The organism is Chryseobacterium ginsenosidimutans (assembly GCF_039536845.1).
GTDB classification, from domain to species: Bacteria; Bacteroidota; Bacteroidia; order Flavobacteriales; family Weeksellaceae; genus Chryseobacterium; species Chryseobacterium ginsenosidimutans_B.
Genome location: NZ_BAAAZJ010000011.1, coordinates 605,887 through 616,993, shown reverse-complemented (window position 1 = coordinate 616,993; position 11,107 = coordinate 605,887). Strand labels below are relative to the sequence as shown.

Below are 11,107 nucleotides of genomic sequence, written 5' to 3'. Positions count from 1 at the left end.
AGTTTTAGAAAATGGAATCTACTTTAGAAATCAGAAAAAAAATTCATGAATTCATTGATATTGCGGATGAGAGAATTCTACGTATTTTCAAAGGAATTATTGATGCTGAAGAACAGGAGGATAATTATCCAGCTGTTCCAGATTATGTCTATGACCGAATCGAAGAAGAGCGTGAAAAATATCTGAAAGGAGAAGTAAAAACATCCAGCTGGGAGGAAGTAAAAGAAAGATTGATGAAAAAATTATGATTTATCAATTTTCTTTATCTCCAAATGCTGAAGCCGATTTGCTAGAAGCCGCATCATGGTACGAAAGTCAGCAAACCGGACTTGGAGAAAAATTTGCACAAAAGGTTGAATCTTATTTTTTCAGAATTCAAAATAATCCATTGCATTTTCCTTTAAAAAAAAGAAACTTACGGAAGGCATACATTCAAAAGTTCCCTTACGTAATCATTTATCAAATTATAGAAAATAATATTATTGTTTTTGCTGTTTTCAATACTCACCAAAATCCAGAGAAAAAGCCTTAAAATTTATTAATGAAGAAAACAGACATTTGCACCATAAAAAACTCAAAAATAATACTCAATAACGAAATTGTTTTTGAAACCCCGACCGAAAACTTTTCAGATTTTGCGAAAGAAGCCTATAAAAGTTTAGAACTGAGTTATCCTAAATTTCATAAGATGGATAACTTAAGTAAGCTTGCTTTTCTAGCTTCTGAAATGATTTTAAAAGATGAAGATCATAGTAGAACAGCATTAGTTTTTGCTAATAAATCATCAAGTTTAGACACCGATTTCAAATATCAGGAAAGCATCAATTCTCAAGGAAATTATTTTCCGAGTCCTGCTGTTTTTGTTTATACATTACCAAATATTTGTGTCGGTGAGATTAGTATCAGACACAAAATGCAGACAGAGAATGCTTTTTTCGTTTTAGATGAATTTGATGAAAAATTTTTAAACGATTACTCAGAACAGATTTTACAGTCAGGCAAGGCTGATAAAGTCTTGTGTGGCTGGGTAGAACTCTATCAGGAAAGTTATAAAGCTTTTGTATATTTGCTGACTATGTAATTTAACAATATAAAGATGTACCGGTTTATCAATATTTAAAATAATCTATAATTATTATTACATTGTTAAACTTCTACATTGGTACATTATAAATGAAATTTATTTATGGAAAACTTAAAAGAAGAATTAAAACACAAAATCATTGAAGTCCTTAACCTTGAAGACGTTGCAGTAGAAGAAATCAAAGATACAGATCCGTTATTCGGAGGAGGTCTTGGACTGGATTCTATCGACGCTCTTGAATTGATCGTTCTTCTTGATAAAGAATACGGAATAAAATTAGCCGATCCGAAAAAAGGAAAGGAAATTTTTTCTTCTATCGATACAATGGCGAAATTCATTGAAGAAAACAGAACAAAATAAATTAATATACCAATGTATCAATGTAACAGTCTAGCAATTGGTAAACTGTTACATTGATACATTGTTACATTTTGTAAAAATGAGTCAAAAAATTGCCATAACAGGAATGGGAATCATTTCCTCCATTGGAAACAATGTAGAGGAAAATTTTATTTCGCTGACAACCGGAAAACACGGAATTTCAGATATCCAATTGTTTGAAACCCGTCACACCGGAAATATCAAAACAGGTGAGATAAAATTATCTAATGAAGAATTGGTGCAGAAACTTCAGCTGAATGAAGATAATAATGCAACAAGAACTGCTTTATTAGGCATGGTTGCTGCAAAAGAAGCCGTAGAAAGTGCCGGAATTTCTGACATTAATGAATATAAAACAGGTCTTATTTCCTCAACCAGTGTTGGCGGAATGGATATCACCGAAAAATATTTCTACACCTACGAAGACTTTCCTGAAAAGCAAAAATATATAGACTCACACGATGCGGGAAATTCATCATTACTCATTGCAGACTATCTTGGCTTGAAAGGGATGGTTTCAACCATCAGTACAGCTTGTTCATCTGCGGCCAATGCGATTATGATGGGTGCAAAACTGATTAAAAATGGAGTTTTAGACCGTGTAATTGTTGGCGGAACTGATTCTCTTTCAAAATTTACCTTGAATGGATTTAATACGCTGATGATTTTGACGGATTCATACAATACACCTTTCGATAACGACAGAAAAGGTCTGAATCTTGGTGAAGCAGCAGCTTTTATTGTTTTGGAATCTGATGAAGTCGTGAAAAAAGAAAATAAAAAAGTTTTGGGTTATCTTTCAGGATACGGAAATGCAAACGATGCCCATCACCAAACCGCTTCTTCGGAAAATGGACAAGGTGCATTTTTAGCAATGGAAAAAGCGTTAAAAATTTCAGGCTTAAATAAAGAAAATATTGATTACATCAACGTTCACGGGACTGCAACTCCAAATAATGATTTATCAGAAGGAATTGCAATGATCCGAATTTTTGGTGAGAACAATGTTCCGGAATTCAGTTCTACGAAAGCTTTTACAGGTCATACTTTGGCTGCAGCAGCAGGAATTGAAGCAGTTTATTCGTTGTTAGCCATTCAAAATAATATCATTTTTCCTAATTTGAATTTTAAAAATAAGATGGAAGAATTTGATTTGACACCGGTTACTGAATTAAAGGAGAAAAATATCAACCACGTTCTTTCTAATTCATTTGGCTTTGGAGGAAATTGTTCAACTTTAATTTTCTCGAAATCATGAGTGCGGTTTACATCAACAGTGCAGCCTGTATTTCAGTTCAGGACACTTTAAATGAAAATTTCTTCGAAAATCTTAAACCTGAAAATTCCACTCAGGTTTTAAAAGCTATCGAACCGGCTTACAAAGAATTTATTCCTCCTGCAATGATCAGGAGAATGTCTAAAACAGTAAAAATGAGTTCTGTCGCTTCGAAATATGCTCTACAAGAAGCCGGAATTGAAAATCCTGACGCCATTATTGTCGGAACAGGAATGGGTTGTTCACAGGATTCTGAAAAGTTCTTAAAAAATGTTTTGGATAATAATGAAGAGTTTTTGACTCCGACTTTTTTTATTCAATCGACACACAATACTGTTGCAGGGCAAATCGCTTTAGGTTTGCAATGTCACGCTTATAATTTCACGTATGTGAACACTTCTTCGTCGCTGGAATTTTCGTTTTTGGATGCAAAATTACAGATCAATGACGGCGAAGCGGAAAATGTTTTGGTAGGTTCAACAGACGAGCAAACCGACAGAACAATGGAATTGTACAAATTAAACAAAACCATTAAAAAAGAAGAAAATTTTCCCGTTGATTATCTGACCTCAACAACTGATGGAGTAATTTGGGGAGAAGGAGCAAGTTTCTTTGTTTTAGGAAAAGATAAAACGGAAAGTTCTTATGCTCAATTAAAAGATATTCAGATCAGTAACCGATTAGATTTAGAAGAAACTCAACAATTTATTGAAGATTTTTTAGTTAAAAATAATTTGAAAAATGATGAAATTGATGCTGTAATTTTAGGATTTAGCGGAGACAAAGAATCTGATTCTTATTATAAAAAATCGATGGATTTATTTCCAGATTCAGCTTTGTTGTATTACAAACATTTGAGTGGAGAATTCAATACTGCAAGTGGTTTTTCAACGTTTATGGCTTGCCATATTCTTAAAAATCAGGAGATTCCGGAAGTGATGATGATTAATTCTATGAAGAAGGAGGAAATTAAAAATGTTCTGCTTTATAATCATCTTGGAGGGAGTGATCCTAGTTTGGTTTTATTAGAGAGAGCTTAGTTTGTTGAGTTTTTTTACGCAAGATAATCAGTCTTTTTGGTCATTCAGAGCGAAATGAAGTGTAGCGTGGAATCTAAGCAACGTTAAAATTTACACCGAGATTCTTACAGAATGACAAACATGCCGCTTAAAAAAATAGAATATTTAAACCAAAAAATTCAAAAACAATAAAGATGAAACATTACCCGTTTATCCTATTTTATCTTTTCTGTAACGTTTTTATTTACACGTTTCACGGAGGTTTTTTGGTGTATTTCTTTTGTTTTCTTGGATTTACGGCGGTTTTGGCTTGGGGTTCTTTTGATATTGAATTAGGATATTTTGTCAACAGTATTACTCATAAACGAACAAAAATCAAGGAAGTAGCTTTGACTTTTGATGATGGACCGACTGAATTCACTCCAAAATTTTTAGATATTTTAAAAGAAAATCAGGTAAAAGCAACCTTTTTCTGTATCGGAAAACAGATCGAAAAATACCCTGAAACTTTCCGAAGAATTATCGAAGAAGGTCACACGATTGGAAATCATACGCTTTCGCATTCGAATAATACAGGATTTTTATCAACATCAAAAATGGTTGAGGAAATTGAAAAATGTGATGAAGTAATGTTGAAAGTTGGAAATATAAAAACTAATTTATACCGACCTCCTTTTGGCGTTACCAATCCTAATATTGCAAAAGCCATCAAAAGAACTCACAAAAAAAGCATTGGCTGGAATGTTCGTTCATTGGATACGATCATAGACGACGAGAAAAAAATTTACAAAAAAGTAACTAAGGGATTAAAAAAAGGAAGCATCATTCTTCTTCACGATACTTCGGAGAAAACTTACAATGTCTTAGTAGATTTATTGTTATTTTTGAAGGATAAAAATTATTCAACTTTTACGGTTGATTCAATGATTAAAAATCAAAAAAAATGATTAAAAATATTGCTTTCGGAGCATTTTTATTAGTTTCTACTCTATTTTTTGCACAAAATACGGCAATGACAGGAGCGGAAGCAAAAGCATTTGTAACCAAAGTTTCATCGGAAACCAAAGAAATAAAATCTCTACAAGCTGATTTTACTCAAACCAAAAAAATGGATTTCTTGGATAAAAGCATTGTGACCTACGGGAGAATGTCTTTAAAAACACCTAATATTTTAAGCTGGAAATATCTAAAACCTTATCAGTACAGCATTATTTTTAAGGACAATAAAATTTTCATTAATGATCAGGGAAAAAAGTCTTCGGTTGATGCAAAGAGCAAAACGTTTGAAAAAATCAACAAACTGATTGTCGGAAGTTCAAACGGGCAAATGTTTAATGATCCTGAATTTTCTGTTACTTATTTGAAAAATGCCAATTTCAACATTGCAAAATTTACTCCGAAATCTGCTCAATTGCTGAAATATATTAAGCAAATCGAACTTCATTTTCCTAAAAACCAATCGACGGTTTCGCAGGTGAATATGACGGAAGCTTCGGGGGATACAACGAATATTGTTTTTAAAAACACAAAAATCAATGCGCCGATTTCTGCTTCAGAGTTTTCTTTATAGTCTGATTTCATTGTTGTTTCTCTCTTGTAAAACATACAAATTAACAGACGCAAAACCTGTTTCAAATTCTGAGAAAACGGTTGAAAATTTATATTTTTCTTCCACTGAAGACTATGTTTATAAATGTCAGATGGATATTTATAAAAATCATGTAAGCGGAATTTTAATTATCAAAAAAATCAACGAAACCACTCACCGCGTTGTGTTAACTTCGGATTTCGGAAATAAATTAATTGATTTTGAGATTTTTGAGAATGATTTTAAGTTGAATTATGTTTTACCGGATCTGGATAAAAAAATTGTCATCAACTTTTTAAAGAACGATTTTCAACATCTTTTAAGACAAAAATATCCTGTTAATGAAAGTTTTGAAAATGGTAATTCTGATATTTATCTTTCAAAAATTGATAAAAAATCCTACTATTTATTCTTCAACAAAGAAAATAATTTATTAAAACAAATCGTTTACACGAAAAATAATAAGGAAAAAATCGATTTTACTTTTGATGCAAAAAAACATATCTTCGCGGATAGTTTGAATCTTCAACATAAAGATTTCAAGATCAACATAAAACTATTTCAAATAACTGAAACTGAGTAGCCAATGCAGACCATTCTTACAGACTTTTATACGTTACAATCATACGAAAAAACAGAAAGCGGAAGTTTTATTGCCCATATTTCTTTAAATAGAGATCATGATATTTTCAAAGGTCATTTCCCTGGAAATCCAGTGACTCCAGGCGTTTGTATGATGCAGATCGTAAAGGAACTGACTGAAGAATTTACAGGTTTACAATTATTCTTAAAAACAGCTTCTAATGTGAAATTTATGGCAATTATCAATCCATTTGAAACACCGGATCTGAAACTGCAATTAGATATTACACAAACGGAAGAAGACGTTAAAGTAAAAAACATCACTTCTTTTGGCGAGACTATTGCATTAAAAATGTCAGTAAACTATCAAAAATTGATCTCATGAAGCTTATCTTTTCATTCTTAACCGTTTTTTTCACTCTTTTTTTCCAGTCAGGTCTTGAATCATTAAGAGAAAGCTATGCAAAGGCAAATTTATCGAATGCAAATACAGAAGCTTTCATCAATATTGCCGAAAAAACTTCAGGTTCTGATGCTGTGATTCAGGGATATAAAGCAGCTGCGCAGATTATGGGAGCCAAAATTGCAACTAAAAACAGAAAAGCCCTCGTAAAAACCGGTGCAACAAGTCTTGAAGCAATTATTAAAAGTAATCCGAACAACGCCGAGCTAAGAGTAATAAGAATGAGCGTTCAGGAAAATATTCCTAAAATTGTGGGATACAGAGGAAGTTTAAAAGATGACAAAGCATTTCTATTAAATAATTACGCTAAGCAGAATACTGCATTGAAAAATTATATCAAAAGATTTGCAGCTCAATCTAAAACAATGACAGAAGCAGAAAGAGCAACATTAAAATAAAACAATGATCCTTCCTGAAGTACAAAATGCAATTTCTGAAAAGAAAATCTGTGTTTTAATACCCACTTACAACAACGAAAAAACGCTGAAAAGAGTGATCGACGGTGTTTTGGATTATACTGAGAATATTATTGTTGTGAATGATGGTTCCACCGATTCCACACTGAAAATTTTACATGATTATCCTCAAATCAACGTAATTAATTTACCTGAGAATAAAGGAAAGGGAAATGGTCTTAAAATCGGCTTCAGAAAGGCAAAAGAATTAGGCTACAATTACGCCATTACAATAGATTCCGACGGACAGCATTATCCGGATGATATTCCTGTTTTTGTAGAGGCTTTGTTAGAAGAAAAAGAAGATATTCTTCTGATCGGAAACAGAAATATGTCACAAGATGGCATTCCAAAGAAAAGCAGCTTCGGGAATCGTTTTTCTAATTTCTGGTTTTGGTTTGAAACCGGAATTAAACTGGAAGACACGCAATCCGGTTACAGATTGTATCCTTTACACAAAATTCCAAAGAAATATTTCACCCCAAAATTCGAGTTTGAGATTGAAATTATTGTAAGAACTGCATGGAGACACATTCCTGTAAAAAATGTTCCCATAAAAGTGCTTTACGATCCTGCGGAAAGGGTTTCACATTTCAGACCTTTCAAAGATTTCACGAGAATCAGTATTCTGAATACGATTTTGGTGACAATTGCTTTAGTTTACATTATTCCGAGAAACTTCGTGAATAATTTCAAAAAAAAAAGCTTTAAAAGATTCATAAAAGAAGATGTGCTGGAAAGCGACGGAACCAACCGTACAAAGGCATTTTCTATCGCTCTTGGAGTATTTATAGGGTTCTCTCCTTTTTGGGGATTTCATACGTTGCTTACTATTTCTTTAGCCGTACTTTTTAAGCTCAATAAAGTTTTAGCTTTCGTAGCTTCCAATGTAAGTTTGCCGCCTTTTATTCCTTTTATTATTGCTGCGGCATTATTTTTAGGATCTCCATTCGTACATGGAGAAAGTAATATTCTAAACCAGGAATGGAATTTTGAATTGATAAAAAACAACCTGCTTCAGTACATTATCGGAAGTTTTATTTTGGCAACATCAATGTCTGCGATTTCAGGAATTGCCACTTTTCTTTTCCTGAACAAAGTAAGTCCTGATAATAATTGATTTCTTTGAAAGTTATTTCCCTGATTGAAATCGCCTTTCTCAATTTTTCAAAATAACCACAACGTTTGTCATTCCATAGGAATCCAAATCCATTTTTAAGAGATCGAATTGCGAAAATCTGTGCTTAGATTTCTACGGAGTGAAACTGAGTGTAAAATTTACTTTAGAATAAATTGAGTAAGATCCTTTAAAAACTGTTCATTTACATTTCCTTTGATTTCATAATCTTTCGGAGAGGGCGTTCCGGAACCCATTATAAACAAGTGACTTAAACCCGGATAAAACTTAAATTCTGCTGATTTATTACTTTTCAACTGATTTTTCCAAAGTACAAAATCTTTTTCCGTTACCTGATAATCTCTTCCTCCCTGTGCAAAAAACATCGGGGTTTTGATTGATTTTACAGCTTCAAGAGGCTTATAATCAATCAAATATTTCCAGTATGCCGCAGATTGTTCCAAAGGAAGTTCGGATTTTGGAGTATTCAAATTAAATTTACTCGAATTCAAAAAGTCAACTTTTTTCTTCATATCCAAAACATCTTTATCTGAAACTTTTGAAGGATCGATTTTATGAAGATATTCAAATTGCTCAACTAATAAATTCTGCAGTGGTCTTGCATTTCCAGCCATGAAAACATATTTTGAAACCTGAGCTTTTTCCGCAATTACAGGCATCAGATAAGCACCTTGACTGTGTCCCAAAACAATAATCTGATATCCTTTAAAATTTTCATTATTTTTAAAATAATTCGAAATATTTACCGCATCATTGATTGTCTCCTGCTCAACCGTAGACTGATCATTAAAAGTCTCAGGATTTGAATACGTTCTTTTGTCATATCTGTACGAAGAAATTCCGTTTTTTAAAAGATATTCAGCAATGTCTTTGAAGGGCTTGTTCTCTCCTATCGTTTCATCTCGATCTTGTGGTCCTGAACCATGAACTAGAATAACCAGTTTTTTATTATTGTTTTGCTCAGGCTGCAGAAGAATTCCGTTCAGATCAATACCATCACTTTTTATTTTTAAAACAGTTTTATCATCAGCTTTATCAAAAATTTTATGAGGAACAAAGTAAAAACCAACGATCTTATTACTTTCATTAAAGGTAATCTGAATGTCTAATTTTGCTTTAGAAAAGTCGGAATAGAAGTAATATGTATCTTTTTCGTTATTAGTTTCAAGAATATTTCTAAGTCCGCCCAATTGTCCTTCCAATTGCTCTTCCAAAGATTTTAAATCTTCCGGAGAAACCTGTCCGCCCATTGATGGATCAAAAAAAGCATGGGCTTTTTCCATATTTTTATCGGTAAACAACGTTTTGATGAATTGAGAACCAAGCTCTTTTCTGTTTTGAGCAAACGAAAATAATGATACAAAAATCAAAATTAGATGTAAAAATTTCTTCATGTTAATTCTTTAGTTTCTTCTTTGTTTTATTTAAATATTTTTCAATATTTTCTTTATCAGGAACGGTTGTGATTTCCTTCGTCAAAGCTTTTTCAAATTCAATTTTCGCTTTAGAATATTCTTTTTTATTAAAATAATACTTTCCGGATTGATAATAAACCAACCAAAAATCAGGATTCAAAGATTGATAATATGGGAGAAAATCATCCGTAAGTATCATATCTTTATCATCAGCTGCATTATTAACTTCAGAACTGGCAAACTTATATTCTTCATAATTTTTAAATTCCTGAGAATCTACAAAAGGATCTTTTGCAATATTCAATTCAGATTTTGAAAATTTACCGTTTTTTAATCTCTTATCGGAAAAAATTTCATTCAGATCATAACATACAAATTCTCCCAACTGATAAGGATTTGCAGACACCCAAACCAATTTTTTCTGTGGCGAAAAAATCACCGCATGATGTGCCAATAACTGGTTAATTGCTTTTTCATTTCCATAACCAATCTTCTGCCCTTTTAAACCAGATTTATCTCTTAAAATTGAAGCCATTTTTTCAGGAGTCAGCTTTTTATTTTCCTGTAAAAGTTCCTGTAGCTTTTCGTAACGGTATTCAGAATGACTTTCAAGAATATGTTTTTGATTTCTTTTATCATTTTTGTAAGCATCTGACTGAAAATGATTTGTACAGAAAACCCGGCTGGTATTTTCAACTTTGTAAACTCCGAAATTATCCGGAGAAACTTCAATAATTACGGCGCTTTTATCATTTGCACTTCCCACCAAAATCGATTCGGATACGAAAACTTTTCTTTTTTTGGCAATCTCAATCGCTTCATCAATAGTTGTAGCATATTGTAAAATTTCTCTTGTCACTAAAGAAATTGGTGTTTTTGCTGTTAAAGGAATTTTCGATTTTCCGGCATTGATTGTCACTGTAATTCCTTCTTTATTCATTCCCGAAACCACTCCAATCATCCCGGGCCAACTTACAGATATGTAAGGAATTCCGTTTTCCGGTTCTACAAATTCGATCAGTTTATTTTTAGCAAAATCATCCCCAACATAAAAATCAAAATTTCTTCCAATCAATAAATCTCCATCTTCTGTATTTTCGTTCCAGACTGCGAGAGAAGTACAGCCTACAACCATCAAATCCTGCATTGCATGACCGATATCGTGCGCTCCGTGCAAATACATGCTTCTTAGAAATTTTGGAGCAATAAAATCATATTTATCCGATGAATATTGAGATAATCCGTACAATTCTGCCTGAAAATCTTCACGAACATTCAGGTACATTTTTCGGTTGTACCATTTCAGAAAACCTCGTAATAAATTCTGCTTAAACTTCGACGGAACAAAACCTTCCACTTTTGAAAAGAAAATCTCTTCCTGTTTCTGCATCAAATTTTGCGTCAAAGCTCCGTTATTGTAACCCAGTTGCAAAGGATTTCCTTTGATATATAATTCCCAAAGCTGTTGCTTGTTTTTGGTCAAATAATTTTGATTAAAGCTAAAAGTTGAATCGTTTATTTTATTAACCTCCGGAATTTCAAGTGCATATTGTTTTACTTCAGGAATGTGTTTTATAGATTTTCTGACACCACAAGATGTAAGGTTAATTATCAAAAATAAGTAAAATAAAACCTTTATTTTGCGGTATTTGTCATTCTGATGACAGGAAGAATCTTTATAAATTAATTTAGATTCTTCATTAGGC

The 11,107-nt window shown here is 32.5% G+C and carries 14 protein-coding genes; 12 read left to right on the top strand and 2 right to left on the bottom strand.

The window, feature by feature from the left end:
- Positions 1 to 11 precede the first annotated feature (11 nt).
- From ABD745_RS19215 to ABD745_RS19160, 12 genes are all read left to right on the top strand, one after another.
- Entirely contained in the window at positions 12 to 248 is a 237-nt protein-coding gene (locus ABD745_RS19215; RefSeq protein ID WP_047398614.1) for a hypothetical protein, read from the top strand.
- Positions 245 to 532, top strand: coding sequence for a type II toxin-antitoxin system RelE/ParE family toxin (locus ABD745_RS19210; RefSeq protein ID WP_344833935.1), 288 nt, complete (start codon positions 245 to 247; stop codon positions 530 to 532). The genes ABD745_RS19215 and ABD745_RS19210 overlap by 4 nt, the downstream gene beginning before the upstream one ends.
- Before the next feature lie 9 nt (positions 533 to 541).
- Entirely contained in the window at positions 542 to 1,081 is a 540-nt protein-coding gene (locus ABD745_RS19205; RefSeq protein ID WP_344833933.1) for a 3-oxoacyl-ACP synthase, read from the top strand.
- A 105-nt stretch (positions 1,082 to 1,186) separates the two neighbouring features.
- On the top strand, positions 1,187 to 1,444 hold the full coding sequence (locus ABD745_RS19200) for a phosphopantetheine-binding protein (RefSeq protein WP_312090512.1): 258 nt from the start codon (positions 1,187 to 1,189) through the stop codon (positions 1,442 to 1,444).
- Positions 1,445 to 1,523: 79 nt separating this feature from the next.
- Positions 1,524 to 2,723: a beta-ketoacyl-[acyl-carrier-protein] synthase family protein gene (locus ABD745_RS19195; RefSeq protein WP_344833926.1), complete on the top strand. Its 1,200-nt coding sequence runs from the start codon at positions 1,524 to 1,526 to the stop codon at positions 2,721 to 2,723.
- Complete coding sequence (locus ABD745_RS19190; protein WP_344833923.1) at positions 2,720 to 3,781, top strand: beta-ketoacyl synthase N-terminal-like domain-containing protein; 1,062 nt, start codon at positions 2,720 to 2,722, stop codon at positions 3,779 to 3,781. The genes ABD745_RS19195 and ABD745_RS19190 overlap by 4 nt, the downstream gene beginning before the upstream one ends.
- Positions 3,782 to 3,954: 173 nt before the next feature.
- On the top strand, positions 3,955 to 4,707 hold the full coding sequence (locus ABD745_RS19185) for a polysaccharide deacetylase family protein (RefSeq protein ID WP_344833920.1): 753 nt from the start codon (positions 3,955 to 3,957) through the stop codon (positions 4,705 to 4,707).
- On the top strand, positions 4,704 to 5,330 hold the full coding sequence (gene lolA2 / locus ABD745_RS19180) for a flexirubin biosynthesis/transport protein LolA2 (RefSeq protein WP_344833917.1): 627 nt from the start codon (positions 4,704 to 4,706) through the stop codon (positions 5,328 to 5,330). Before ABD745_RS19185 ends, lolA2 begins: the two co-directional genes overlap by 4 nt.
- Positions 5,296 to 5,931: a flexirubin biosynthesis protein LolB2 gene (gene lolB2 / locus ABD745_RS19175; protein ID WP_344833914.1), complete on the top strand. Its 636-nt coding sequence runs from the start codon at positions 5,296 to 5,298 to the stop codon at positions 5,929 to 5,931. Before lolA2 ends, lolB2 begins: the two co-directional genes overlap by 35 nt.
- Positions 5,932 to 5,934: 3 nt before the next feature.
- On the top strand, positions 5,935 to 6,315 hold the full coding sequence (locus ABD745_RS19170; RefSeq protein WP_344833911.1) for an ApeI family dehydratase: 381 nt from the start codon (positions 5,935 to 5,937) through the stop codon (positions 6,313 to 6,315).
- Positions 6,312 to 6,791 carry a hypothetical protein gene (locus tag ABD745_RS19165; RefSeq protein ID WP_047398624.1) on the top strand — a complete coding sequence of 160 codons (480 nt, stop codon included), beginning with the start codon at positions 6,312 to 6,314 and terminating at the stop codon, positions 6,789 to 6,791. Before ABD745_RS19170 ends, ABD745_RS19165 begins: the two co-directional genes overlap by 4 nt.
- A gap of 4 nt (positions 6,792 to 6,795) precedes the next feature.
- On the top strand, positions 6,796 to 7,968 hold the full coding sequence (locus tag ABD745_RS19160) for a DUF2062 domain-containing protein (RefSeq protein ID WP_344833907.1): 1,173 nt from the start codon (positions 6,796 to 6,798) through the stop codon (positions 7,966 to 7,968).
- A gap of 158 nt (positions 7,969 to 8,126) precedes the next feature.
- Here the strand turns inward: ABD745_RS19160 and ABD745_RS19155 are convergent, their stop codons facing one another.
- Together ABD745_RS19155 and ABD745_RS19150 are read right to left on the bottom strand one after the other, a co-directional pair.
- Entirely contained in the window at positions 8,127 to 9,380 is a 1,254-nt protein-coding gene (locus ABD745_RS19155; RefSeq protein ID WP_344833904.1) for an alpha/beta hydrolase, read from the bottom strand.
- Position 9,381: 1 nt separating this feature from the next.
- Positions 9,382 to 11,040 carry a C45 family autoproteolytic acyltransferase/hydrolase gene (locus tag ABD745_RS19150; RefSeq protein WP_344834056.1) on the bottom strand — a complete coding sequence of 553 codons (1,659 nt, stop codon included), beginning with the start codon at positions 11,038 to 11,040 and terminating at the stop codon, positions 9,382 to 9,384.
- Positions 11,041 to 11,107 lie beyond the last annotated feature (67 nt).